General features: G+C 68.0%; 17 protein-coding genes, 1 tRNA gene and 3 pseudogenes. 7 read left to right on the top strand and 14 right to left on the bottom strand.

The genetic code is table 11. From position 1 onward, the window contains the following. Window positions 1-558: 558 nt before the first annotated feature. The 5 genes and pseudogenes from OG798_RS24715 to OG798_RS24695 all read right to left on the bottom strand — a co-directional run. Window positions 559-768, bottom strand: a pseudogene (locus OG798_RS24715) (chaplin); the annotation flags it as partial. Beyond that, window positions 766-1158, bottom strand: a pseudogene (locus tag OG798_RS24710) (DUF7933 domain-containing protein); the annotation flags it as partial. The pseudogenes OG798_RS24715 and OG798_RS24710, both read right to left, overlap by 3 nt. 1277 nt (window positions 1159-2435) lie before the next feature. Further along, a complete protein-coding gene (locus tag OG798_RS24705; RefSeq protein ID WP_267062129.1) occupies window positions 2436-2825 on the bottom strand; it encodes a hypothetical protein in 390 nt (129 codons plus the stop codon). A 764-nt stretch (window positions 2826-3589) separates the two neighbouring features. Then, entirely contained in the window at window positions 3590-6088 is a 2499-nt protein-coding gene (locus OG798_RS24700) for a SpoIIE family protein phosphatase (protein WP_328757691.1), read from the bottom strand. Between the two features lie 354 nt (window positions 6089-6442). Then, the gene (locus tag OG798_RS24695) at window positions 6443-7909 is read right to left on the bottom strand and encodes a helix-turn-helix domain-containing protein (RefSeq protein ID WP_328757690.1); all 1467 of its coding nucleotides are present in this window, start codon (window positions 7907-7909) and stop codon (window positions 6443-6445) included. Between the two features lie 811 nt (window positions 7910-8720). Here OG798_RS24695 and OG798_RS24690 point away from each other — a divergent pair. Continuing rightward, complete coding sequence (locus OG798_RS24690) at window positions 8721-9179, top strand: hypothetical protein (protein WP_095854111.1); 459 nt, start codon at window positions 8721-8723, stop codon at window positions 9177-9179. On the opposite strand, the gene OG798_RS24685 is transcribed toward OG798_RS24690, so the two are convergent. Both OG798_RS24685 and OG798_RS24680 read right to left on the bottom strand, forming a co-directional pair. Then, window positions 9180-9353: a glycosyl hydrolase-related protein gene (locus OG798_RS24685; RefSeq protein ID WP_267062126.1), complete on the bottom strand. Its 174-nt coding sequence runs from the start codon at window positions 9351-9353 to the stop codon at window positions 9180-9182. A gap of 697 nt (window positions 9354-10050) precedes the next feature. Beyond that, on the bottom strand, window positions 10051-10428 hold the full coding sequence (locus OG798_RS24680; protein ID WP_095854112.1) for a hypothetical protein: 378 nt from the start codon (window positions 10426-10428) through the stop codon (window positions 10051-10053). Window positions 10429-10811: 383 nt separating this feature from the next. On the opposite strand from OG798_RS24680, the pseudogene OG798_RS24675 reads away from it, so the two are divergent. Next, a pseudogene (locus OG798_RS24675) lies at window positions 10812-11228 on the top strand (transposase); the annotation flags it as partial. A gap of 136 nt (window positions 11229-11364) precedes the next feature. Here OG798_RS24675 and OG798_RS24670 read toward each other — a convergent pair. From OG798_RS24670 to OG798_RS24655, 4 genes are all read right to left on the bottom strand, one after another. Then, entirely contained in the window at window positions 11365-11910 is a 546-nt protein-coding gene (locus OG798_RS24670) for a hypothetical protein (protein ID WP_328757689.1), read from the bottom strand. Beyond that, a complete protein-coding gene (locus OG798_RS24665; protein ID WP_121415843.1) occupies window positions 11907-12170 on the bottom strand; it encodes an amidase domain-containing protein in 264 nt (87 codons plus the stop codon). Before OG798_RS24665 ends, OG798_RS24670 begins: the two co-directional genes overlap by 4 nt. Further along, the gene (locus tag OG798_RS24660; protein WP_328757688.1) at window positions 12167-12301 is read right to left on the bottom strand and encodes a hypothetical protein; all 135 of its coding nucleotides are present in this window, start codon (window positions 12299-12301) and stop codon (window positions 12167-12169) included. Before OG798_RS24660 ends, OG798_RS24665 begins: the two co-directional genes overlap by 4 nt. 607 nt (window positions 12302-12908) lie before the next feature. Further along, window positions 12909-15935: a SpoIIE family protein phosphatase gene (locus tag OG798_RS24655; protein WP_328757687.1), complete on the bottom strand. Its 3027-nt coding sequence runs from the start codon at window positions 15933-15935 to the stop codon at window positions 12909-12911. 814 nt (window positions 15936-16749) lie between these two features. On the opposite strand from OG798_RS24655, the gene OG798_RS24650 reads away from it, so the two are divergent. The 3 genes from OG798_RS24650 to OG798_RS24640 all read left to right on the top strand — a co-directional run bounded on the left by OG798_RS24650 (window position 16750) and on the right by OG798_RS24640 (window position 21947). Continuing rightward, a complete protein-coding gene (locus tag OG798_RS24650; RefSeq protein WP_328760075.1) occupies window positions 16750-19074 on the top strand; it encodes a SpoIIE family protein phosphatase in 2325 nt (774 codons plus the stop codon). 273 nt (window positions 19075-19347) lie between these two features. Beyond that, a complete protein-coding gene (locus OG798_RS24645; RefSeq protein ID WP_267062120.1) occupies window positions 19348-21555 on the top strand; it encodes a SpoIIE family protein phosphatase in 2208 nt (735 codons plus the stop codon). A gap of 164 nt (window positions 21556-21719) precedes the next feature. Next, window positions 21720-21947 carry a hypothetical protein gene (locus OG798_RS24640; protein ID WP_328757686.1) on the top strand — a complete coding sequence of 76 codons (228 nt, stop codon included), beginning with the start codon at window positions 21720-21722 and terminating at the stop codon, window positions 21945-21947. A 919-nt stretch (window positions 21948-22866) separates the two neighbouring features. On the opposite strand, the gene OG798_RS24635 is transcribed toward OG798_RS24640, so the two are convergent. Together OG798_RS24635 and OG798_RS24630 are read right to left on the bottom strand one after the other, a co-directional pair. Further along, window positions 22867-23292 (bottom strand): nuclear transport factor 2 family protein, encoded by a 426-nt coding sequence (locus tag OG798_RS24635; protein WP_267062119.1) that lies wholly within the window; start codon window positions 23290-23292, stop codon window positions 22867-22869. A 127-nt stretch (window positions 23293-23419) separates the two neighbouring features. After that, window positions 23420-23926, bottom strand: coding sequence for a hypothetical protein (locus OG798_RS24630; RefSeq protein WP_267062118.1), 507 nt, complete (start codon window positions 23924-23926; stop codon window positions 23420-23422). Window positions 23927-24174: 248 nt separating this feature from the next. Here OG798_RS24630 and OG798_RS24625 point away from each other — a divergent pair, with 248 nt between their 5' ends. Next, window positions 24175-25068, top strand: coding sequence for a LysR family transcriptional regulator (locus OG798_RS24625; RefSeq protein ID WP_095854119.1), 894 nt, complete (start codon window positions 24175-24177; stop codon window positions 25066-25068). Between the two features lie 670 nt (window positions 25069-25738). Next, complete coding sequence (locus OG798_RS24620) at window positions 25739-26386, top strand: tyrosine-type recombinase/integrase (RefSeq protein ID WP_328757685.1); 648 nt, start codon at window positions 25739-25741, stop codon at window positions 26384-26386. Between the two features lie 84 nt (window positions 26387-26470). Here the strand turns inward: OG798_RS24620 and OG798_RS24615 are convergent. Beyond that, window positions 26471-26525, bottom strand: a tRNA-OTHER gene (locus OG798_RS24615). Window positions 26526-26610: the final 85 nt, after the last annotated feature.

Raw genomic sequence — 26610 nt, 5'->3', positions numbered from 1 at the left:
GGAGGCCTTCAGCGGTCTCGCTGATGAGAACCACCTGGGAAAATAGGCAGGTTCGATCAGACTTGACAGTGGTGTCCCAGCTGGGCCGGACGTTGCACCGCTTCATACGCTGGCGACTTCGGTGAAAAGAGCATGGAGATTCCCCCTGAATCATGCCCGCCACCTGGTCGGGGCAGCGGACCACGCGATGTTCGCATGAGTTCTGCAATCAGGACCAGGGAATTGAGCAAAGCTTGAGGGCAGGAGGCTGTGTCCTGAGACGTGGGACGCGAGACCCCGCACCCCCAGCGGCGCGACCCGAGCGCGAAACCCGCCTGTCCCTCGATCACCTGCCGCACATAAAGGAGTTGAGTACCTCGGACGACCGGCCGACCTTGTGCGAACACGGTTGACCCGGTTCGCACACCACTGTGGGTACGGGCTGTTCCACGCTGTCGATGTCATCGGAGCCGTAAGCGATCAGCCCTGCTGCCTCCCAGGCGGTGATGTCAGCCGGACGATCTGTGCCGGCCGGGACCTGCCCGGTCCCGGCGCGGCGAGTGACCTGGTCGGCTAGCCGTTGACGCAGACGTTGCCCGTCGCCGGGTTGAGCAGTCCGATGACGTTCACGGAGTTGCCGCAAGCGTTGACCGGGATGTCCACCGGTACCTGCACCACATTGCCGGACAGCAGACCGCCCGAGCCCGTCGCGGTGCCCACCGCTGTTGCTCCCTTTTTCTTGACGGTCAGGGTCGCGGGGTCCGGGGGATTCAGGCCAACCGTGGTGATCGCTTCGGGGCGGTTCACGTAGGTTCCCGCCTTGTCGGCGGTGACGTTCACCGTGACCGTGCAGGACTTCTCGCCGGCGGCCAGGTCGCCGCCGTTCAGAGCAACGGACGTGCCCCCCGTCGTCGCGGACACCGCGCCGTTGCCGCAGGTCGTCGACGCGTTCGCGGCCGAGGCCACCTTCACACCGGCGGGCAGGTCGTCGGCGAAGCTGAAGTCGTTCTTCGCCGCCAGTTCACTGGTGTTCGTCACCGTCATGGTGAGCGTCGACGTGGCGCCCTTGTCCACGGTGGCAGGACTGAACGCCTTGTCCAGTTGCGGAGTCGCATCCAGGATCCGGATGTTGTCGAATGCATGGTCATTACCGAACCATTCGCCTTGCCCATTGACCATCTTGATGCCCAACTGGCTGTCGTTGAACAGTACAGCTCTGTTGCCGGCGAATGCCCCGGCCCTCAACCCGCTTCCTCCGGGATAGGGCTTGGAGTTGGGATCGGTGCAGGGATTGATGGGGGTGGTGAAGGTAGGGATGTCCGCCCCGTTGCCGGTCAGATAGAACTTCAGCAGCGGAGGAGCCGCTGAGTCGCAATTCACGGCGGCCGCGTCCACTGCGAAGGTGATATAGCGGTTCGGCTTCGCGATCGGGATCGGTCGCTCGGTCCGGAACTCCACCCGGTCGGTACCAGGTGACACCCAGTTGGTGTAGGCCGCGACCACGTGGTTGGTCGGCGGATTCGTTCCGCCTACCTGTCCCAGCGCATTGGCCATGTTCTTCAGTACTGCCGGGCAGTCAGGCTGATCAGCACCGGTCTGATCGAGGATGATGCCGTTGCACTGTCCGTGGTCGAGCCACGAGGGGTCGGCTGTGTATGTCTCGTTGAGCGGTGGAGCGCCGACGTAGTCCTCCAGGAAGATCGGAGTCTCGCCTGCGGTTTCGAAGTCTTCGGCGAACACCGTGACCGGGGCCTGCGGGGCCCCCGGAGTGCCGGGCGCATGCCGGGCGTTCACACCCAGCGGCATCACCAGGGCCTGGGCTTGAGAGGCCAGCGGAGCACTCGCGATCGCAAGTGCTACCAGGGACACCGGCGCAGTGTGCGTGCGCCAGGAAAGCTTAACCGCGGAAATTTCCATCATCTCTTTTCCAATCACCACGGCGTACCAGCAACAGCGGGCATGGGAAGAAATGACGCAGCCCGGACTATTAGCCATGCACCCCGATAGGCAGGTCGCCGACATTCCAGCACGCGCCCTCAAAAGAAGACAACCAGCGAGCGCGGCGACTGCATGTTTCACCGCATTGGTCGCACTCGGACCAAAATCCGGTAGACGTATATCAGAATTTGATCCGGTGATATGACTCACGACGGCGGGGGAGGCCCCTCGGACAACAACAAGGACGACACTCGGGCGTAGTGGCATGGCACCGGAAACGGCCAAGGGCCAGCCCCGGAGGAAACCCCTCCTGAGCCGGCCCTTCTTGCTGTGCCCCTGGCAGGATTCGAACCTGCGACATCCGCTCTAGAAAGCCTTCTGACCCTCGCCGGCCGGACGGCCGAAGACTGCAAGGAACGGTCTTCGGCCCTCCGGCTGGGTATGGCGGCCGTGCCCGCTATGACGACGGGTGGGAGAGGGCGTGGCCCTCCGCGTCACAGCACAGCCTCCAAGGCGGGCTAGCGGTGGCCGAGGTAGCGGTCCAGATCCCGGTGCCGGTCGCCGTACCAGCCGTGGCGCCCGCCCCGGTCCTGGTTCCAGCCCCGACCCCGGTCCCAGCCCCGACCCCGGTCCCGGTCGTGGCCCCGGTCCCAGCCCCGGTCGTGGCCCCGGTCGTGGCCCCGGTCCCAGCCCCAGCCCCAGCCCCGGTCCCGGTCGTGGCCCCGGCCCCGGTCGCCGAAGTGGCCGTCGCGGTCGTGGTCGCTCCTGTGACTGTGCGAGTAACCCCTCCCGTTGTCGCGGTCGTGGCCGCCTCCGGCTGCCAGGGCCGGCATGGCGGCCGCGCCGACGAGTACGCCCGAGGCCACACAGGTGGCGATCAGGCGGACCGCCGTACGAGAAACAGACATGAATCTGTCACCTCACGTTCGTGCACACCGACCCTGGTCGGGGCCGGGCGTGCAATCCGAAGTTCCCGGCTCGGTGCCGAGGTCCCACACTGTGGCCCTCCATGGCGACACCAGACCAAGGAAACGATTCGCGTTACAAAGTGCAGATATATCCGTAACTCTCCCTTGTATGGGCCATTGACGTGGGGGAGGGACCTGGGTGTCGGCTCTGTCCTGGCTCGGAATCACGCTGAGAGCAGGAAAATGAGCAGCTGACGGTCCGTGACACTCTTGGCTGTCTCGCCGCCTCAACTCCTTCGAACGGCCCAACGGCTTCAGTAACGACGGGGAGCCTCTGTTCGGGGGACCGTTGCGGTCCGCGGCGATCCGGTCGATCGGTAGCAGGGTGTCGTCGCGATTCGGGGACGCCTTGGTGAAAGCAGCCTTCGCGGCCTGGAGGCCGGGGTCGGGGCGAGGGTCGCCGGTACCTCCACGGCGTCGGCGAGGCAGTCGGACCCGGGGCGACATCCGCTGGGCCCTGGCGCCCGTGTCGTATCCACCGGGTGAGCCGGTCGCCGCACCCGGATGCAAAAGGGCACCTACGGCGATCCGCAGGTGCCCTTCTTGCTGTGCCCCGGCAGGATTCGAACCTGCGACACCCGCTTTAGGAGTTCGGCTTCGACTCCCTGCGAACTGCCGGAACAATGAGCGACGGCGGCTCCCCGATCCGACCGAGACCACATGCTGTCCGCACTCGAGGTACACGGCAGCAGAGCCGGCCAGGCTCACCTACGGATCCCTCCTCGTCCAGGCGCGCCGGAGGCCCGTACGTGTGAGGGTGCGGAGTCCAGGTTTTGTTCGGCCCAGATGACTTTGCCGCCCGATGTCGTGCGGCAGCCCCATCTGCGGGACAGCTGGGAGACCAGGAAGAGGCCGCGGCCGCTCTCGTCGTTGGCGCGTGCGCGACGTAGACGTGGAGAGCAGTCGTCGGTGTCGAACACCTCGCAGGTCAGGACTTGATGCTGGATCAGGCGCAGACGGATCGGGCCGGTGCTGTGGCGGACGGCGTTGGTGACCAGTTCACTGACGATCAGTTTCGTGGAGTCCTCAAGACCTTCCAGGCCCCATTCGGTCAGCCGGCGGGCCGCCAGGTGCCGGGCGCTGGGGACAGCGGTCGGGTCGTTCGGCAGCGTCCAGGAGGCGACCTGGGTGGGGCTGAGTGAGAGCGTCCGTGCCAGGAGCAGGGTGATGTCGTCGGATGGTGCCTGGCCCTGGAAGGTCTCCGTGGCTCGGGTGCACAGGTCTTCCAGGGAGCGACCGGGTTGGGCCAGGGCGGTGCCCAGGCGGCGCATTCCCACGTCGATGTCGTGGTCGCGGGTTTCGATCAGGCCGTCGGTGTACAGGGCGAGGAGACTTCCCTCGGGCAGTTCCAGCTCCACGGCCTCGAAAGGGACCCCCAGCCCGATGCCGAGCGGGGTTCCGGTGGGAAGGTCGGGGAAGGTGACCCCGCCCTGCGGGTCGATGATCGCGGGCGGGGGATGCCCGGCCCGCGCCATGGTGCACCGGCGGGTGACCGGGTCGTAAACGGCGTACAGACAGGTGGCGCCTACGACCGTGGGGGTCTGGTCCGCGGCGTCGGCGTCTTGCTCGGCCAGTCGCTGGAACGTGTCATCGAGATGGGTCAGCAGTTCGTCGGGAGGCAGCTCCAAGTCGGCGAGCGTGCGTACGGCGGTGCGGAGCCTGCCCATGGTCGCGGCGGCGTTGATGCCGTGTCCGACGACATCACCGACGAGGAGCGCCACCCGGGCGCCGGACAGCGGGATCACGTCGAACCAGTCGCCTCCGACGCCGGCTTCCGCGTCGGCCGGCAGGTAGCGCCAGGCCGCCTCGACCGCCTCGCCGCCCATCAAACGGCGGGGGAGCAGGTCGCGTTGCAGCGCGAGGGCCGTGGTGTGTTCGCGAGTGTATTGGCGGGCGTTGTCCAAGGACAGCGCGGCCCGGGTGACGAGCTCCTCGGCGAGGAGCAGGTCGTCCTCGTGAAACGGAACGGGGTCCTCGGTGCGGAGGAACAGCGCGATACCCAGGACGGCGCGCCGCGCAATGATGGGCACGATCATCAGGGAGTGAATCCCGTACTCACGGATCTTTTGCGCCCGCGCTGGATCCCGGTCGACCCATGTCCCGGGGGAGGCGTCCAGCACCGGTTCCAAATGGGACCTTCCCGTGCACAGAACGCTGGTGAGCGGCGAGGCCGGGGGGACGAAAACCGTCTCCCCGCGCGCAAAGGTCGATTCTGGGATTCCTGGGTGGATCGAGGCCTGACCGGCACGGAGGAAAACGGTAGGGCGATCGCTCATCGTGTCGATTCGGGGCGAGGGCTCTTCGCCGAACGGGATGGATTCCCCCAGGTCGACGTAGGCGTAGTCGGCCAGCAGGGGCACGGCAAGGTCGGCCAGTTCCTGCCCGGTCTGCATGACGTCCAGGGTGCTGCCGATACGCGTGCTGGCCTGGCTGAGGATGGCAAGGCGCTCGCGCGCCCGCTGACTGCTGGTGACATCAACGCTGATCCCGCACAGCCCCAGTGTCTTGCCGTCCGCGTCCTGGAGGCAGAAGTACGAGGCCGAGAATGCATGCTCCCGGCGCGGATCTTCCGCCGGCCACGCCCGGTACTCGTGGACCGCGGTGGTGCCGTTCCGCAGCGCCTGCCGCATCACCGCTTCAAGGGCTTCGGCCTCGAAGCCGGGCCGTGAACCGGTGAGTCGCCGGTCCAACCGCCGGTCACGGGAGATGCCGTCCTGGCTCTCCATCGTGTCGTTCACCCAGACGCAACGTAGCTGCGGGTCACGAACGATGATGCCGATCGGCGCATGGGTGAGAAGCGACTCCCGCACCGATCCGTCTCTCGCTTCCCGGGAGAGCGTGCCGATGTCGGTGACGGACACAAGCCACCGGAATGTTCCGTCCTGCCCCCACACCATCGAGATCCGATGGTTGATGTCGAGCATGTGGCCGTCGCGGTGGCGCACCGTCATCGTGCCCGACCAGTCGTTGTGGGCACGCCACTGCTCGATGAACGCCGATATCGTCGGCGTTTCCCCGGAAGACGGCAGCACGAGTGCGGCAGACCGGCCCACCACGTCCCCGGCGGAGTACCCGAGAAGCTGCTCGGCGGCCTGCGTCCATGCGAACACCGTCCCACGCTCGTCGAGCATCGCGACCGCCGACTCGGATACCTCGTGCGTGTTCGATCGGTTACCAAGGGTCAGCCTGTCAGTGCTGGTCATCGAGCTGTCCTCCTCACCTAGGGGACTGTCGTTCTTACGTAGGTCGGATGCGGCTGCGGCGACCAGGACCACGGCGGGGTGGACAGCTGGAGCAGCATGTGTCCGGGCAGGACATGGACGGCCTCGGCCGGGTCCTGCTGAGATCAATCCGACCAAGTTTGCACCTTTTGGGTAATGGACCGGACAGAGCTCTGATCTGTGACAGGGCTGCAGCCATAGCTGACACCAACGCGGTCCACCACGGCCGCCGCAGGGCCGCGGGAGGGATGGACACGCCGCGGGAGGGATGGACACGCCGCGGGTGTAGGTGAAGCCTTCATTTCTGCACTGGCGTCGTTGACCGTGTGGCGTACGTCAAGAGTCGGTGGGCACCCACTGACGCACACCGTGTCCGTTCGTGCCGTACCAGTAGTGGGACAGGCCCTTGATGCTGCTGGTGCGGAACGGGCGGCCGTGGTCGTCGATGCGGACCGTGCCGGTGCGGCCCTGGGAGGACCAGTCGAGTTCCAGGTACCACTTGCAGTCGTAGGTCTCGGTCGTCGCGGTGACCAGCAGCACCTCCGGGTCCTCGGCGGAGACGCGGTAGGGGAACTGCACGGCGCGCGCGTGGGGGATCGGGCGGTTGATGTCCAGGTTCACGGAGAAGTCACGGGGCGTCAGGCCGCCGCCGCAGCCCTGGCCCATGGCGTACGCGGTGCCGGTGACCGGGGTGCCGCGGCTGACGATACGGACCCGGAGGGCCTCCAGGACCACGGCCGTGGACGACTTCCCCTGCACCGAGATCTGCACCATCGTCTGCCGCCCGGGCACCGCCCCCTGCGTCGCCGCCCACACCGCGGCGTCCTGCTCCACCGGCGGCGGGGGCACCTGGGTCGGCTCCTTGTCGATGACGTAGTCGTACCCGCAACCTCCGTCCCAGATCTGCGAGTCGACGGTCCAGGAGAGCGGCACACCGGTCGGCGCGGGGGCGTCGCTCGTCGTGCCCGCCGACGGTCCGCCCTTTGCCTCGGGACTCCCCGTAGCCCGTGCTCCCGCGGACGGCGAGGCCGACGCGGGGCTGGGGGAGGGGCTGGTCGCTGTGGCCGAGGGGTGGTGTGACGTATCGGTTTCTGTCGTACGGGACCGACCGGTGGCTTTTGCCGAGTTGTCGTGAGACCGGTCGGCCGACAGCGCCGACAGACTGCCCAGCGTCACCAGCAGCACGGTCGCCGTGGCGGCGACGGCGGTGGTGCGGCGACGGCGGTACCAGGGCCGTCCGGTCGAGCGGGTGGCAGCCCACTGGACCGTCGGCTCGGGACTGCCTGGTCCGGGAGCGTCGGAAGTGGGCAGCCCGGCGTCGGATGCGCCCGCGTCGGATGTGCTCGCGTCGAGTCGCCGTGGTGCACCGCTCGTGCCGCCCCCGTCACCACCGATGCCGTCTGCGCTGCCACCCGCGCCCAGCGCCGTCCGGCTGTCCGGACCCGAAGTCTGCCGGCCACCTGCCGGCTCCGGCACCCCCTCGGCGTTCGTCGGCTCCGTTGCCTCCTCGGCCGTTGCCGGCTCTGCCGCCCTCTCACCCGCCCTCGACCGCTGTCGTGCCGTCACCGCGAGCAGCCACAGGCGGTGCAGTTCGAGGCGTTCCTCTGGTGTCGCTCCGCAGAAGGCGGCCAGGCGCTCCACCGGGGCATAGTCCTGCGGGACCGCCTCGCCCGCGCAGTAGCGGTGCAGCGTGGAGGTGTTCATGTTGAGGCGCCGGGCCAGGGAGCCGTAGCTCCGGTCCGTGCGGTCCTTCAGTCGGCGCAGCAGCGCCGCGAACTGCTCGACGTCGTCCCCGGTCGACACTGTGCCCCGTCCTCCCCCGTATCCCCGTATCCCAGGCGGTCCTTATACCTGCACGTCAGATGGGCTGGGATGGTTCCACCGTCGCCGGACGGGCGTCCGGCGTTGCGCCGGGCCGCCGTGACGGCCGATGCTCTTGGTGTCGCACCGACCAGGGCCGGGCCGACCAGCCAGAGGCCAGCGACAGCCGACACCCATCCACTCATCCACGGGGGACACCCATGCCCAAGCGCATCCGAGCAGGCGCGCTCCTCACACTCACCGTCACGGGCCTCGCCCCCGGCACGACGCTCGCCACACCGGCGAACGCCTAGGCCAAGGCGCCCGGGTTCCTCGCGGCGACCCGATCTCCCGCCGCACCCGAACTCCTCCTGAACGACCGGCAAGGTCGCCGCGGGCGTACCGGGGCCGTGGAACAGGACCGCTGCCTGAGCATGAAGCCGGGCGACGACGGCTCGGCTCGCGGCTGACCAAGAACATCAAGTCCTGTGCGGTGTCCATCGAGAAGGCCGACCCGGAGACCGAGGCCGCGCTGAAGGACTACAGCACGCTGCCTGTCGAGGTGAGCACCCAGGTCCACGGCCTGCACACGGTGATCTCCTGGGGCGCCTCCGACATCCGTCTGTTCTGCGTCTGCTCTCCGTCGGCTGGGACGGCAGGACCGTCACGGCCGCGAACAAGCTCCACTGGCCACATGACCGGGGCCGCCCTCCGCCACGGGGGTGGGGAGGGCGGCCCATCGCCCACCGACAGCGCCATTCGGCGCGATTCGTCACGACTCGAAAAGCCACGACTCGAAAAGCAGGGAACACACATGAGCAGCAAGACCCGCACCGTCCTGACCGCCGGCGCTCTCGCCATTGCCCTCGGCCTCGGCGCCACCGCCCAGGCATCCGCCGGCGCCCCGCGCAGCGTCAGCGGCAAGCCGTCCGACGACATCACCCGCATCGCCGACTTCTACGGCGCCTACAGCGACGCGGTGCTCGGCGAGGACCGCGGCCACCTCGGACAGGCCCTGCGCAGCCACTACCTCACCCCCGCCTTCCAGAAGGAGCTGGCGGCCTGGGAGGAGAGGGAGCACGCCGACGGCGTCCTGCGCGCCCAGAACGTCCCGCTCGCCTGGAAGGTCACCGACAACGGCACCACCCGCACCTACACGGAGGCCGTCGTCACCCTCACCTGGGGCAACACCACCACCAAGCTTGTCGTCGACATGGCCCGCGACAGCCACAGGATCTTCCACATCGGCGACAAGGGCGTGGGACGCAAGTAGTCACTCCGGGCGCGGGCTCCGCGTGAGGATCTGGAACGGTCGTAGCCCGAAGGCCGAGTCGCTCTCGTGCAGCCGCCGTTCCAGCAGGGCTGACACCTCGGCCCGGCCCACCGGGAGCCCCGGACCCAGGTGGCCCGCGCCCGCCCGCCCCGGGGACTCGTACAGCCGCACCATCGGATCCCCTCCGCCGACTTCACCGACTCGACGGTCACGGCCGGCTGGTCAAAGGCCACCTACGGAGATCCGTAGGTGGCCTTCTCCTTGGTGCCCAGGCAGGATTCGAACCTGCGACACCCGCTTTAGGAGAGGCCTCAAAGCCTCCCCTGTCTGTGTTGAGCCCAGCAGAACGCCGCCAAGACCCGGGTCGTCACGGATGGCGACGGCCACGTGCTCTTCTGCAGTCCGGCCAGTCCCGGCAGCTGCGCGGACATCACCCACGCCCGCCAGTCAGGGCTGGTCGAGCTCCTGGAGACGCGCGGATGCCGGCTGCCAGGGTCGAGGTGCGCGGACCGGCGGGCGGGTGGTGACCCCGCCGCACCGCAAGTTCAAGTAGAACGCGCCGGACTGGTACGAGGACATGCGCGAGCGTCAGTGCAAGGCGCACTCCTCGCGATGCATCGGGATTGAGCACGGCATCGCTCGCCTTCAGAGCCGCGCTGGAACAGTCCTGTCAGCCAACCTGTGGCTGGCTGACTTCCTTTCTGTGTCCGCGGCGGCCCCGAGCCGCTGCGCCCCCTCCGATACGGATCACCAGGAGTCGACGAAGGTCCGGCCCACTATGGGCGAGTGGGGGGAAGATCTCGTACGACGCGTGAGGTGGAGGAGGAGCGGGCGGCCGGCGGCCCGGTCCACGGGTCCGCGGGTCCGTGGGTCAGGCCTCCATGTGGAACTTGTCGATGTCCCAGTGCTGGTTGCCCCGCTCGCTGAAGACCAGGACGTTCAGCCGACCGCTGTTGAAGTTGAAGTCGCAGGTCTTGGACTTGCCCTTGCCGCCCACCTTGCACACGCGGACGTTGTCTGAGGCGGGCCCGAAGAGACTGACGGCGAAGGTGCGGCCGTCTGCCTTGAGGTCCTTGACCGTGACAGTGTCGGTGGCAGGGTTGTACGACATGGAGCCCTGGGCGTACCGCTCGTTGACATTGTGCGGGGCTGCCGAACTCGTGCCCGCGCCGATAGTGAAGGCGAGGCCGAGGCCGACGACGGCGGAAACGGGGGCCGTGATCAGTGCCCGGCGTATGGACTTATGCATGCGCGTTGCTCTCTCCAGCTGAATGACCGCGAAACAGTGGTTTCTGTGCAGATGCTAATCGCACGGGGTGACTTGGCGGCCCGGGGGGGGGCGTCCCGATGGCATGCAACACGCCGTCCAGTTGCGGAGCCTGACACCTCATCACCAAAGAAGGCATCGCGCAGCGGCAGTACGCCTCCTGCCTTCCGCCCTGGCTACGCGGCGACCTCGACACGGCAACAACGGCCGGGACACCGTGGTCCACTCGGCATCCGACATGCCTGTCGGGTAGCGCGTTACCTCCACCGCTGGGCCGCCGCGAGCACTAGGCCGTGTCTTCACCGGTGGGCCATGGACGGCACGTTCGAACAGATGCTCCGTGCCGCCCAGGCGCGGGCCGACGCGGCCGGGGACGTCGACTGGCTGGTGTCGGCGGGAACACCAACGACTGCACCCAGTTCACCGCCGTGATGGAGGCGATCCGGGTACCCCGCATCGGCCCGGGACGCCCCCACGTGCGGCCCACCCACGTCCTGGGCGACAAGGGCTGCAGCTCCAGAGCAATCCGCGGCCGGCTCCGACGGCGAGGCATCCGCCACACCATCCCCCAACGGGCCGACCAGGTCCGCAATCGCCTCCGGCGCGGCAGCCGCGGCGGGCGTCCGCCAGCCTTCGACACGCAGCTCTACAAGCGGCGCAACGTGGTGGAACGCTGCTTCAACCGGCTCAAGCAGTGGCGCGGCATCGCCACCCGGTACGACAAGACCGCCGAGTCCTGCCAAGCAGCCGTCGCCCTCGCATCGCTCCTGATGTGGGAGTGACATCTGAAGACAACTCCTAGGCCCTCACCTCCCGCACCGCCTCGGCAGCCCCGCGCGTCCTGGCCGGCGGCCCCGGACACGCCACGGCGCCCTGCGCGGTACGGATGCGAGGGCGCCGTGGCAGCACGGGGGCGGGTCAGCGGGTGCGAGAAGATCCTGAGCCGCCCGGGGTTCGGGGCGCCCAGGTCGGCTCTGCCGTGGCCTCCTTCATGGACGGTTCGTCCATGAGGACGTGCCAGCCGTCGTCGCCCGCGTTCCCGTCGAGGCGCACGCTGATCTCCTTCGTCTGCCCGGTGTCCTGGAAGTACAGGACGACGGCCTGACGCTCGGAGCCTTCGCCGTAGAAGTCGGCTGCGACCTTCCCGCCCGCTCCCTTTCCGAATGCCTTGATCCAGTTGTCGGCCGTGCTGCGTGCGGCGTCCTTGCCGCCGTCACCGGTGGCGAGTGCCGCGAGCCGGTCGGCGGAAGCGTCCGCGATCCGCCAGACGAGCTGTTGCGTGACGCCGAGTGAGCCGGTGGAGGGGTAGCCGAGCACGTGCAGGGGTTCATGGCCGGTGTACTCCTTGGCGTAGCGGGTGTCCGCCGTGTCGTCCGTGGACGAGCACCCGGTCAGCGCCGCGAACAGCACACTGGCTGCCAGCGCTCCGGTCATCGGGCCGCGCGCTGCGGTCCCTGCCCTCATTTGGCACTCCTGGGTCGGATGATCAGGACTCGTTGTATCGGGTTGCTGGTGCCGCGGTACCGCGCCAGCACATCGTCGAGCGTGGTGTGGTTCTTGATGCCGTGCTGGGAGAGTCCCAGGTGTCCCCGCACCTTGGAGGTCACCACCGCGGCGTGGTTGTAGCGCCGTTCCTTCTTCCATTTGAAGAAGACGATGTCGCCCAGCTGGGCGTTGTCCGTCTTGGAGATGCGGGTCGCGGGACGGTGACACCGGAACTTCATGCCGCCACCGTGGTAGAGGGCCGTGGGCCCGGGCGCGACCAGGACTCGTCGGGGAAGCCGTTCTCGCCCAGTTCGATCGAGCCGAGGTCGTCCGAGGTGCCGTCCGAGTCCTCCGCGGAGGTGGTCTCCACCAGATCATGTCCTTACGGGGTAGCCCTCGGTTGTGAGACACCGTGCCGGATAGTGCTGATCCGTCCGAGAAATATCGGGGCCTAGCGACCCGTCCGCTCACGCACTGCTCACGCAAACGGCCCCGGACGAGGAGTCCGAGGCCGAACAAAGTGCCTCCCTGGGCGAGAAACCCCAGGTCGGCGGCGTACTGCGTTGTGCCCCCGGCAGGATTCGAACCTGCGACACCCGCTTTAGGAGAGAGGTTCGAGAGTCCGTCCGCCGGCCTGGGGCTTCGATACGTGGTGAGGCGGACGGCAGCGCGGCTGTAGGACGCCCTCGTTGACCGTGGCTGACCCCAGTATCTGGCACGGTTGTGGCACGAGCCTCAGCCGACGACAGCCAGCCACGATGGCGGGTGCGCCGTCCGACCAGGCGCGCGTATGTCTCGCTGTACCCCCACCGGCCTTGGCCACGCCACCGGCTTGTGTCGTCGGCCGGATGCCACGGCCGTCCCGTGACGGGAGTGCCGGAGCGCCGTGCCTCGGAACTCTTTGCTTGGGAATCTGCGGCCATTCGCGGCCAGTTCAGGCGCTTACCCGGGCGAACGGTGACCTGCGCGGTCAAAGATCAAACCGAGGTGGTGGGGAGGGGCTGTTCGGTCCAGATGGACTTGCCTGTGCGGGTGTGGCGGGTGCCCCAGCGTTGGCAGAGTGCGGAGATGAGCTGGAGGCCGCGGCCGCCCTCGTCGGTGGCGGAGGTGTGGCGGATGTGCGGTGTGGTCAGGCTGGCGTCGGAGACCTCGCAGATCAGTGCGCGGCTGCGGAGCATGCGCAGCCGGATGGGGCCGCAGGCGTGCCGGATGACGTTTCCGACCAGCTCGCTGACCAGGAGTTCGGTGGTCATGATCAGGTCCTCATCGGCCAGGTCCCAGTCGGTGAGCTGGGCGCGGACCAGCTCCCGGGCCTGGCCCGCCGCCACCGGGTCCTCCGGCAACGGCCACTCGGCGACGTTCTCCGCGTCCAGCGGGTGGGTGCGGACCAGCAGCAGGGCGGCGTCGTCTATCAGCTCGCCGTGGGCGGGAAGGAGCGCGGAGGTGATGGTGGCGCAGAGGGCGTCCAGGTCGGACGCGTCCGCCTGTGAGGTCGGCATGGTGTTCACGGACTGAAGGAGGAGCTCGGCGAGGCGGCTCATGCCGGTGGTGACATCCCTGTCCTTGCTCTCGACCAGGCCGTCGCTGTAGAGGGCGAGCAGGCTGTCGGCGGGCAGGAGGGTCTCGAGGGCTTCGAAGGGCGGAGCGGCCACCCCCAGTGGCGGGTCCGGGGTCATGGGCAGGAAGGTGACGGTGCCGTCGGGGTGGGCCACCGCCGGGGGCGGCTGACCGGCGCTGGCGTACGACAGACGCCGGGTCACCGGGTCGTAGATGCCGTACAGGCAGGTTACGAAGGCATCGGTGCCCAGCTCGCCGACGATGTCGTTGAGGTGTCCGAGGATTTCGTCGGGCGGCAGCTCCAGCTCCGAGAGGGTACGGACGGCCGTGCGGAGCCTGCCCATGGTGGCGGCCTCGGCCATGCCGTGGCCCATGACGTCTCCGATCACAAGCGCCACCCGGGCCGCGGAGAGCGGGATCACGTCGTACCAGTCGCCGCCGACGTCGGCTCCCTGCTTGGCCGACTGGTAGCGCGCCGCCGCCGTCACCTCGGGCAGCTTGGGCAATGCCTGCGGCAGCAGGCTGCGCTGGAGCGTACGGGCCCGGGTCGTCGCCTCGTCGTAGAGCCCGGCCCGCTCCAGGGCCTGCGCGATCAGTCCGCTGAGAGCGGTCAGCAGCGTTCGTTCGTCATCGTCCAGCACCCGCGGTCGACCGAAGGAGATCACCGCCGCGCCGATGTCGCGCCCTGATGCAGTCAGCGGCAGAACGGCCCACGCCTGCTTGCCGCTCTCCCGGACCAGGATCTCGGTCTCCGGGTACCGCTGCAGGAACTCCTCCGGGGAGGAGATGAAGAGGGTGGTGCGGGTGCGCAGGGCGTCCCCGACCGGGTTGGCGACGTCCCTCACTGTCCAGTGCCCGTCCAGCAGTCGGGTGAAGCGCTCCGAATACCCACGGGAGCCGACCACGGTCAGCCGGTCGCCGAACACGTCGAGCATGACGAGTCCGGTGGCCCCGAGGGGTGTCATCACGCCTTCGGCCACCGCCGCCATCACGTCCTGGGCCGTGACAGCCTCGGCCAGCTCCCGCGTCGTCCGCTGCACCAGGGCCGCCCGTTTTCCGGCCGCCCGCTCCGCGGCGGCCCGCTCGACCTCCCGTAGATGTCGCTCGGTGGTGTCGGTGATGTAGAGCGTGAGGCCTTCCGGCACCGGTACCAGCCGCAGGTGGTACCAGGACGTCCCGTTCGACCCCGGTACGTCGAATCCGGCCGGCTGGCCCTGGGCAGCCGTGGCCCGGCACCGTTGCTCCAGTCCCGGCACGGCACGTACCGCGGGAATGTCCCAGAGCAGGGCTCCGGCCACATCTCCCGCGGCGCCGAAGAGCCGCTCGGCGGCCTGATTGAGAAATCCGATGCGCCAGTCCGTGTCCAGGGAGACGAAGCCGTCGCTCATGTGTCGCAGCGCCCGCCCCACCGACTCGGCGGCGGCGTGCGTTTCGCTGCTGTCCCGGAGGGTGCCGATCACCTTCACCGGCATCCCGTCTTCGTCCGTGATCGTCCGGGCACGGGCCTCGATCCAGAGGTATGTGCCGTCCTGGCGCCGGATCCGGTACTCGTTCTGGAAGCCGCCGCGCATCTGGATGCCGGTGTCGAAGCCGGCTACCGCCCCTGGCAGGTCGTCCGGGTGGATCAGCTCTGCCCACGCCTCGATGCCGCCGCTCATCACCTCCGGATCGATGCCGGCCAGCACCTCCACGACGGGCCGGTCGGAGGTCAGCTCGCCGGTGCGCAGGTCCCAGGTGTACGTGATGGACGGCACCGCTTCCACACCCCACGGGGGGACGGCCTCCCGCGGTCCTGGCCCGTTCTCCAGGGCGCGCAGCAGGGTGGGGGACGGATTGAGGATCCCGGACGACTTGAGCCTCCCGGACATCCAGGTCGCCACCTCGTTCAGAAACGCGCGCTCCGCCGCGCCGGGCTCGGTGCCCGGGGCGAAGAGGACGGAGAGCGCGCCGCGTCGCCGGCCACCGCCCGGAATGGGGACGGCCAGGTGACCGATGCCGGCGGGGAGTCCGGAAGGCCACAGGGCGGCGGGGTCCCGGCCTGGCACTGGGTCGGGCGGGGCCAGATCGGGCTGCCAGGTGATGGTGTCGTTGCGGGCGGCGCTGCTGGGCGGCGCCGTGCCCCGTACCGGGATGATCAGCCAGGGCCGGGTCATCGACTCCGGCAGGCCACTGTCTGCGACCAGGTAGAGGATGCCGCTCATGCCGCCGCCCGGGAGATGCACCATGCCGCCCAGGCCCTGCACCTCGGCTACCGCCTGCTGGAGCGCGGTCAGCAGCACTGCGACAGTGCGCCGGTCCTCGTCCACGGCGTCCAGCAGCCGCATCCGCATGCGGTGTCGCTTCAGGGGCCGTACGGTCTTGGTCCGGCCCTGCCGCTGGTGCAGTGGATGGGGGACGTGAGGTATGGACGGGCCGGTGTTGTCCGCTTCGCCGCCTCTGGTGTTCACCACTGCCGACTGTCGCCTCCGCTCACCGCTTGGGTACCCGCTGGGCCGCATGTGATCGGATGTGGACCTGCAGCGATCTATACGCAGCCATTTCATGCTAATCGGAATAACTTAGGCGATTTCATCGCCATGGGGAACCTTTCACATCCGATCAACCTTATGCGGCGTTGGCTCACCCTTAGTTACGGCTGAGGTCTTGTCTGCTGGCTTGGCGCGTCGGCGCTACTGGCAGTTCGTCAGACCCGGCAGTAGAGATCAAGGCCGTGCCCCGCAGTGACCGCGTCGATCAGGGATGGGGGGCGGCACGCATGTGGCACGGCGCCTGAAACGGCGAAGAGCCGGCCTGGGAGGGGGTACCTCCTGGACTGGCCCTGTGTTCCGTGCCCCCGGCAGGATTCGAACCTGCGACTCGCGTGTTCACGGGGCTTCCCGGCCTCATGTGTGCCGAATCCGTTCGCGGAGCGTCTGCGTAGCAGCGCCACTGGTGATCGGTGCGAAATCGCGCATCGCAGAGACAATGCTGTACCTGCTGAACATCTCCGACCTCGACCGGCTGTCGGCGGATTCCGGGGCGGGCCGGCCACGGTGTTTTCCGGCATGCGAGCGGTGGTCTGCCCCGGGTCGGACGAAGTGGGGTTACTGGACCACGTGCAGGCCCGACGGGTGCGCAGGTGGGTCGAGGCAGGCCGCCTGAAGCTTGCCATCCCATGGTCCCAGGAGCACTGTGGATACTGCCTGCGACAAGAGATCAGAGACCACCATGCACACCTGGGGCAGGCGGAACACTCGCCAATTCACCGGTGCTCGCTTGGACGTGTCCGCCGCGGCAGGCGTGCTGGACCGGGACGGCTGCGTGACCCACTGGAGCAGTGGTGCGCAGGAACTGCTCGGATACGCCCCTGTTGAAATCATCGGCAGGCCGGTGGACGACCTGCTGACGGCAGAGGGAACGCTGCGGCACCGCGACGGCCTCGCGCTGCGCGCGCAGGTGCACTTGTGCCCGCTGCAGGACACCGATCGGGATTGCGGCTTCCTGCTCCTGCTGACGGCCGTGCCCGAGGCCGCGACAGGCGCACCACGGCATGCCTTGCTCCCGCAGTGGATATTCGAGCAGCAGCCGCTTGCCGTTGCCATTTGCGACCTCGACGGGCGCCTGCTGCGCGGGAACCAGCCGATGCTTGGAGTGGGGGGCTTTTCCGAGGAGGAGGCCCGCGGGCGGCGCCTGACCGAGATTCTCCAGGGCAACGCGATCGAGGAGGTGGAGCGGCGGGTCCTTCGAGTGGCCCGGACCGGAAAAGCGGAAGCGGTGGAGCCCATCGTCAGGCTCCCCGGGGAATCCAAGGCCCACGCCTGGGCCATGGACGTCTTCCCGCTCAGGGACGCGGACGGCTCGGTGCGTGCGGTGGGCGTTGCGGCGTCCGACTACTCCCAGCAGTACGACTCCAGGGAGCGCATCGCCTTGATCAGCGAGGCCAGGACCCGCGTGGGTACGAGCCTGGACATCGTGGGAACCGCACGAGAATTCGCGGAACTCGCTGTCCCTCGCTTCGCCGACTTCGTCAGTGTGGACCTTCTGGAGCCCGTCTTCCAGGGGGAGCTGCCCGCGCCAGTCCTTCCTCGGGGTGTCACTGCCCTGCGCATGGCGGCATACCAGTGGGCCGCCCGGCACGCGCCCGATGCGGTGATCGGCGCTACGGAAGTGCACACCCATCCATGGTCGTCGCCGGTCGCGCGGTGTCTGGCCGAGAACCGGGCCGTTCGTCACAGCACCAAGGATTTCGAGGTCATCCGTTGGCTGGCCGAGGATCCCGTTCAGGCGTCGCTCGCGGAGACGTTCGGCCCCCACTCGCTCATCGCTGTGCCGATCCGTACTCAGGGCGTTTCCCTCGGGGTAGTCCTGTTCGTCAGGTACGAGGCCTCGCATGAAGAAGCCTTCGGCCCCGACTGCACGGCGATCAGCGAGGACCTCGTCGACCGGCTCGCGATCTGTTTGGACAACGCCCGCCGGTTCACGCGGGAGCGCGGCGTCGCGCTCGCACTGCAGCGGGCCTTGCTGCCCCGGGAGTCGACCGTGCACCCCGCCGTGGAGACGGCCGCCCGTTACCTGCCTGCGGGCGGCGGCGCCCAGGCAGGCGGTGACTGGTTCGACGTGGTTCCCCTCCCCGGAGCACGAGTCGGCTTGGTGGTCGGCGATGTCGTCGGACACGGCATCAACGCCTCTGCGACCATGGGCCGCCTGCGTACCGCCGTGCGCACCCTCGCCGACATCGACCTGCCGCCCGAGGAACTCCTCACTCACCTCGACGACATCATCACCCACACCGCGGGTGAGCAAGGTGGCGAGCCCACCGGTGAGATCCCCGGCGACATCGGTGCCACCTGTCTGTACGCCGTTTACGACCCGGTCTCCGGCACCTGCTCCCTGGCCCGCGCCGGCCACCCCGCCCCCGTGCTGATCCACCCGGACGGCACCAGCAGTGTCATCGACATGCCCTGTGGCCCTCCGCTGGGACTCGGCAGTCTGCCGTTCGAGGCGGCGGACGTCATCGTGCCTGAAGGGGGCCTGCTGGCACTGTTCACCGACGGTCTCCTCACCACCTGGGATCGCGATGTCGACGAAGGGTGCTCCGACCTGTGCAGCGCCCTCGCCCTCCCGGCCACCTCGCTTGATGCTCTGTGCGACACCGTCCTGGACACCCTGTGCCCCGAACCGCATGCCGACGACGTCACCCTGCTCCTGGCACGCCCCTGCGTGTTCGGCGAGGACCGCCTCGCCAGCTGGGACCTGCCCAGCGATCCCGCGGTCGTCGCCGACGCTCGCCGGCTCGCAGCGGAGCAGCTCGCCCTGTGGGGACTGGCGGAGGCCGCGTTCGTCACGCAGCTGGTGGTGAGCGAGCTGGTCACCAACGCGATGCGGCACGCTGGAGGGCCGATCCGGCTGCGGCTCATCAAGGGTGAGACGCTGATTTGCGAGGTCAGCGACGGAAGCAGCGTCAGTCCGTATTTGCGCCGGGCCCGAGTATTCGACGAGGGCGGCCGCGGCCTGTTCATGGTCGCCCAGTTCACTAAGCGCTGGGGCACCCGCTACACCCGCACCGGCAAGACCATCTGGGGCGAGCAGGTGCTGCACATGCCGTAGGTACGGCAATCCGGCCCGGGAGGGCGTTCAGGATCGGCAGCGACATCAGCCTTGTAAGTCTGAGGATGATCTCCAAGCGTCTGCCCTGATCGCCCGACCCGTGGCCACCGTATCGCCTGAGCCGGGCTTTCTCGCCACTGTGATGTGCGAATGACCGTTGCCGACCGCTCGCTTCCGGCACGGCCGAGGTATGAGCCACTACCGCTGCAGACGCCGGTGCCGCTGCTCACAAACCTGTTCATAATGGAAAGGCAGCAGCTTGGAGCACTCGTGATGCCGGATCCCATGCAGGCCGGGGAGCGGACGGCTGCGGTCGGACAGGCCGCAGCATGGTGGAATCTGTTGCCCGTCGCCTTGATCGTCTCCGACGGCACCGGACGGATCAGGCAGTGGGCGAAGGCAGCCCCCGAACTGCTCGGCTACGCCACCGGTGAGGTCATCGGCCGTGACCTCACCGATCTCGTCCTCCCCGACCATCGCCGGGAGGCACGCGCCGTGCACGATGCGGTTGCCGCTGGGCGCAGCGTGACCGGGCAATTTCCGATGCGGCACAAGAACGGCTCCACCATCGGGATGGAGGTGTGGGCGTGCCCCGTGGCCGCACAGGGCGGGGAGGGGTGGGACGTACTGCTCCTGGCCGCCGATGCCCGTGAAGCGCGTCAGACCCGTGAAGCGCGTCAGCTCCGCGAAGTCGGTGGCCCGCTGGACGCGCTGTTCGCCCGCTCGCCGGTGGGACTGGCGATCTTCGACACCGAGCTGCGGTTCCAGCAGATCAATCGCGCCCTGGAGGCGATGAACGGGCTACCCGCCGCGGCACACATAGGGCGCCGACCGTCGGAGGTGCTACCCGGGGTCAACAGCGAGCAGATGGAAGCGGCGATGCGTCGGGTGCTGGTCACCGGTGACCCCGTGGTGAACTTCCGCCGTATCGGCCGCACGCCCGCCAGCCCCGACCACGAGCGCGTGTGGTCCTGCTCCTACTTCCGCCTGGAGGACGCGGAAGGCGAACCGCTGGGGATCAACGCCTCGATCATCGATGTCACCACCCAGGAGAAGAGCGAGCGGGAGGCCGCCGCCGGCCGTCAACGCATGGCGCTGCTCAACGAGGCCACGCTGCGGATCGGCACCACCCTCGATGCGGCCCGAACGGGACAGGAACTGGCCGACATCGCCGTGCCCCGCCTCGCCGACATCGCCACCGTCGACGCCCTGGCCGACCTCACCGAAGCCACCGAGCCGATGACCAGCCTGTGGGGCGGCGCCGCTCTGCGCCGCCTCGGCAAGGCTCCCGCCCGAGATCACGCGGCCGCCGACATCCTCACCCCCGTCGGCCGCACCTTGCACTTCCCCGTCGGCGCGCCCTACGCGCAGGCTGTCATCGACCGTCGGCCCTTCCTCCTGCGCCGCATCGACGCCCGTGCCGTCGCCCAGGCCGCACGCTATTCCTCGATTCCCGAACGGCTCCGGTCCCTGGGCGTGACGTCGATGATGATGGTGCCCCTCACGGCCCGCGGCCTGGTTCTCGGCGTCGCCACCTTCCTGCGGGATGGCGACCGGCCTGCCTTCGACGCCGCCGACCTTGCGCTCGCCGGCGATCTGGCCGCCCACGCCGCCGTCTGCATCGACAACGCCCGGCTGTATCACCGCGAGCACGACGTCGCGCTCACCTTGAAGCGCAGCATGCTTCCCAGCCTCCCGAAACCCCCGGCGGGCATCGAGATCGCCCACTGCTACCGGCCCGCCTCCGACGTCCACGAGGTCGGAGGGGACTGGTTCGATGTCGTCACCCTCGCCCCCGGTAAGGGCGCCCTGGTCATCGGCGACGTGATGGGCCACGGCATACAAGCTGCCGCGATCATGGGGCAGATGCGCACCACCGTGCGGGCCTTCACTCACCTCGACCTGCCCCCCGATCAGCTCCTGCACCATCTCGACGACGCGCTCCAGGAACTCGACAGCCCCCTCCTGGCCACCTGCCTGTACGGGATCTGTGACTGCACGGTCTGCCGCTGCTGGCTCGGCCGCGCCGGCCACCCCCCGCCCGCCCTCGTGACGCCCGACGGCAGCGCCCGCCTGCTCGACCTGCCCGCCGGGGCTCCCCTGGGTATCGGCGGTATTCGCTTTACCACCACCGAGGTCGTCCTGGACCCGGGCAGCATCGTCGTCTTCTACACCGACGGCCTCATCGAAACCCGCGGGATCGACCTGGACGAGCGTCTGGACGAACTCATCCGCCTTCTCTCCGGCGCGCACAACGACCTCAACCAGTTGTGCGACACCCTCATGGACCACTTCGCCCCCAGCCCCGCCGAAGACGACATCACCATCCTCGCCGCCCGCATCGGCATCCCCACCGGTGCCACCGATTCCGCCGAACCCCCTCCTCGGCGGTCCTGCGCATCGCCGGTCCGCCCGCCTGACCCCGCTCGGTCCGGCCGAGGATCCGACCAAGGCCGGCAACGCAACCGACAGTTCTGCTGACTCGACCTCAGCCCGGTAGGGCACTCTCGGACGCCGCACGTGGGGATCGTGCTGGTTGCCCCGACCCTGCGGCCGCGACTGGACGACAAGCACCACGTCGCTGATCGCGTCCCGAGGTCTGCAACGAGGACGCCGGTCTCATCACCGTCGCCAAGCAACTCGTGGTGGACGGCTGGGAGGTGTACGAGGACGACCCCAAGACTGACCCCGGCGCGCGGACCATCGCGCTGGACTCCGACACGGTCCAGGCCTTCATGCGGCACCGCGCCCAGCAGGACGAGGACCGCGAGGAATGGGGGAGTGCCTGGGCGGAGTCCGTATCAGGTTGGGGCTGCGCGTTCGCTCGCTACGACAAGAAATCTCCTCGAAGGCCCCCCTCCCGTTTCTATTGAAGACGGGATGAAAGAGATCGCTGAATCTGATAGGCGCCTGGCACTCGCATACGAAACGGTGCAGATGCTCGGAGATGAGCATGTCGGCAGGGCTGCACATGCGTTTCGCTCGGCCTTGTGGCAACTGAGTGACTACGCACGCGGATTGATTGACGTGGACGCAGCGGAGTGGGAAAAGGCATATAAGAGGTACCGGATATCGCGTGACGGATTCCATGCCGCCATTCGTCACGACCTTGGAATAGCTGGGCGAGGATATCAGCGCAATACAGTAGGTCTTTCGTCTCGTCCTCCCAGCGCTGGAACCCCGTGAGATGAGCAGATACTGCCGAGCTCGGCTCTGTGAAATCACCGCTTTAGGAGCGAGGTGGGGCTAGATGCTGGCTGGCCTGCCGTTCCGCCGGGCAGGTGGGTTACGGCGTCCGTACCCGTTGGTGGCCGCTGTTCCCCGTGGCTCCCCGCCCGATCTGGCACGGTTGTGGCACGAGGCCTTCTGATCCGTAGCTCTCTAGCCGGATCGGTCAGCGACGGTCATTCCGGTCGCTTCACGGCCCCGAAGGGACGCTACCGTTCGGGGCGGCTGCTGGGTTGCGGTACTTCGCTGCTGTACCGGGAGACGGCTCCGCGCGAGCAGGCGGATCGGCGGAGTGGTCGCCTCGGGCTGACACGGAGGCAGGCACGACCTCCGGTGATCATGAGGTGTCGAGTCCCTGATCACCACGATGGAAGACCGTGCCCGCCCGCTCATCCTCGCTCATCCCGGACCCTCGCGGACTCGCCGAAGCCCGGATGCCGGCGGCCCAGATCCGTGGCCTCGCGGCGCTGCCGGGGCCTGCCCGATGATTCGAGCAGGCCCCGGAAAGACTGCCGGCTGCGGACGATGATGCAGCGTGCCGCGAACGCCCGCTGCGCCGGTTCCTCAGGAGGCCGCCGACGGGTACACCGGGAGGCCGTCGATCGAGTCGCGCCCCTTGGCGGTGTCCGCGTACAGCCGGGCCTCGGTGATCAGCCCGTCGTTCACGGTGAACAGCAGACAGTGTTCGTTCTCCATGGTGCGGCCGGTCTTCGCCTTCGCCCGCGCCCTGACGGGAACGATTACGTGCGACCCGGCATCGAGCACCGTGTGTGCGTCGTAGTTGAAGGTCTCGTAGTAGTGATCGTAGATATCCCGGTAGAAGGCGAGAAACCCTTCAGGCCCATGGAATGTCCCGCCATAAGGCAGGGAAGCTGGGAAGTTGAAAATCACCTCGGGCGACATCAGGGCCACCAGGTCCGAGGAATCGTTCTCCTCGAATCCGGAATATGCCCGCCAGCAAGCATCCACGATTTCCTGATTGCGCGACACGTTTCCTCCATATTGCGGCAGAAATGAGTAGGAATCCGTTCAGTCGCGGTCGGCATCCGGCGAGTCTGAACCCGGGGCGGTTCAGACGTCTGCCTGAGCTCGGTCGGCTGACGGATACCGTCGCAAGTCAGTGGGACTGCGACGGGGGCCACTGACCGCGGGAGAGGTCGTGGTCGAGCAGTCGGTCGCTGACATCGCCCTTGTAGAAGAGGTCCGAGCCGAACTCGTCACCGAAGTGCTCCGCCAGCAAGGACGAGAACAGCAGGGCGGCTGACTGTGGCCGGTGGTTCATGACCAGCTGACTGGTCTCGCCCGCCTCGTTGAAGTACACGACGACGAAGTTGTAAATCTCGATTCCACCCGGACGGTAGGTCTCGCTGCCACGGATGGTGGAGCGGTAGTCCTCCAGGAAGAGATCGCCGCGCTTGCCGAAGAAACGGAAGTCCTGGAAAGCGTAGTTGCTTCGAGCGAAGCTCAGTAGCTTCCCTACCTTTTCCTTGCCGGTCACTTCACCGTTGGCGAAATTGCCCTGGAGGATGACGTCGTCGGCGAGATTGTCGAGCCACTCTGGGTAGTAGTCCAGGTGCGGCGCCTGATTCTTCAGCTTGCCGGTGGGCTCGTTCGGTGTGGTCATGGCAGTCGTCTCCTCGTTCCTGTCGTCAGGGGGATATCGAGCGCCTCGGCGACCAGCCTGTTGATCGTGGCGGTCACCTTGCGCTTGTCCTCCAGTTTTGATGTGCCCGCCAGCAAGCATTCCTGCTTCGAGCAGTTCCTCCGATGAAGAGAATCGTTGACCGCAATGGTCGCTGTCCAACGAAAGTCAGAGACTGCACTTATCTCACTGAGAGATAAGTGGGGGGCTCTCTGGCGGATACTGGGAGGGTGGAACTGCGCCAGCTCGAGCACTTCGTCGCGGTCGCCGAGGAAGCGAACTTCACCCGTGCCGCCGCACGGCTGCACGTCGTCCAGTCCGCGGTCTCCACCACGATCAAGAACCTCGAGCGAGAACTTGGCACGCCGCTGCTGGAACGCACCACCAAACGCGTGCTGCTCACCGATGCCGGTGCTGCCCTGCTCCCGCGCGCCCATGCCGCTCTCGACGCCGCCCGGGAAGCCGCAGACGCGGTGGCCGAGGTCCGCGGAGGAGTGCGCGGCACCCTGCGGCTGGGAACGATGACCACGGTGGGGCTCATCGACTTTCCTGCGCTCCTCAGTGAATTCCACCGGCGTCATCCCGGTGTGCTCCTGCAGACCAGCGCCGCCGCCTCCGGCTCCCAGGGCCTGATCGACGCCCTCCTCGAACGGCGGCTCGACCTCGCCTTCGTCTCCCTGCCCGGACCGCACCCGACGGGCATCACGCTGACCGACCTCGTCACCTCGGTGCTCGACCTCGTCGTGCCTGCCGACCATCCGCTCGCGAAACGTCGCACCGTGCCGATCACCGAACTGGCCGGCCTGGACTTCGTCGACTTCCCCGTGAGCTATGGCATCCGGACCGTTGCCGATCAGGCCTTCGCTGCCGCCTCCGTGACCCGGCGCGTCGCCCTCGAGATCACCGACGTCCCCACCGGCGTGGCCTACGTCCGCAACGGCCTGGGCGTGGCGCTATTGCCACGGCCTGCCCTCGCCAAGGCGGAGGACGTCGCCACGCTGACCATCGACGACGCCGACCTGGACTGGCCGTTTTCCCTGGCCGTTCCGTCCGAGCGCACGCCCAGTCGTGCGGCACGTGCCCTGATCGCGATAACGCACGAGTTCCTCATCTGGCGAGGATGAGCATCGCCTCGGAGTGTTCAGACCGGGTTTTGTAGTCGCGCATGGTTGACCTTGTGGACGATCCGGATGTCTGGTCGGTGTAGCGGCTTTGGGCAGGAGCTGCCATGGGGCGAGAGATCGGGGCGCAGTTCTTCCGAGTCCGAGCGGAGAGCGTGGGCGATCCGGGGAAGGATGGCCACGGGATCGGAGTGATTGAGGGCAAGGCCGATCACGGCCACTCAGACGTGCGGCTCCCCGCGGTCAAAGGCCGCGTCGATTTCCCCTGGCTGGTCCATCCCGAGCAGGCCCGTACCCCTCTGCCCAGTTGTAGGCCCAGTCAGGAGAACCTGTGCCTGCACGCTCGCTTGTCACGCGCCGACCTTACGGCTGGCCGTGTACCGCCGCGAGATCAGCTCCGCTGGAAGTGAAGGGCCGGGTCTCTGACCTGCGGCCGTGTAACGATCAACGCTGCGACCTGCGACTTAGCTGTCGGTGGTTGTCAGCGTTGGTCGTCGCTGAGCACCCCCGTACGGCCCAGAGGCGGCCCGAGCGGAGGTGTCGCGGTGTGCCCCTCGATGCGAACTACGGGCACGATGGTCGCTGAGGTCTGCGGACCTGGTGAAGGAGGTGTTGGCGGCCACCGCAGGGCGCTGGTGGCCAAGGAGGTTGCTGTAGCGCGGACAGCTACGACGTGCCTGAGCGGCCCGTGTTGTCGGTGGCGGAGGTCTTCGGCGTGGCCGATGCCATGGCCCCGCGCTACCGGCTGCTAGTTCTCCTGGCCGCGTTCACGACTCTCCGCTTCGGCGAGTTGGCCGCGCTGCGTCGCAAGGACATCGACCCGGCCGGCCGCCTGGTCGTGGTCCGCCAGGCGCAAGCCGAGTTGCAGGACGGGCGGCTCTTCGACAAGGCGCCCAAGTCGGCTGCGGGGGTGCGCACGGTCTCCTTCCCCGGTGAGCTGGTCGACGCGATTACGCTCCACCTGGAGCACTACGCCGCTGCTGGACAGGACGGTCACGTGTTCGTCGGGCCGCAGGGTGGGCAGCTGCGGCGGAGTAACTTCCGCGACGACTGGGTCAAGGCGCGGAAGGATGCGGGCGTCACGGCCGAGCTGCACTTCCACGATCTGAGGCATACGGGCAACACGCTGGCCTCCACGGCCGGGGCCAGCACCCGGCAGCTGCTGACGCGGATGGGCCACAGCAGCTCGCGGGCCGCGCTGATCTATCAGCACATGACCAGTGACCGTGATCGGGCCATTGCTGACCGCCTCGGCGTGATGATCCGCGACGGCGGGGGAGACCCCTCGGACAACGGCGACAAGGGCTCAGCACGGACGTAGTGGCACGCGTGTGGCACGGCGCCTGAAACGGTGAAGGGCCAGCCTGGGAGGTGAATCCTCCTGAGCTGGCCCTTCTCTCTGTGCCCCCGGCAGGATTCGAACCTGCGACACCCGCTTTAGGAGTTCGATCAACTGAACCTCCTTCCTGGGTGCGGAGCTGGCGACGAACCATGGTGAGTGTCCCGGGAGGTGCCCAAGGCCGATGCAGTCTGCCGACGTTGCCG

The sequence above is a fragment of the Streptomyces sp. NBC_00271 genome (genome assembly GCF_036178845.1).
Taxonomy (GTDB): domain Bacteria; phylum Actinomycetota; class Actinomycetes; order Streptomycetales; family Streptomycetaceae; genus Streptomyces.
Note: the sequence above shows the minus strand (reverse complement) of the source record. Positions and strands in the feature narration are given on the sequence as shown.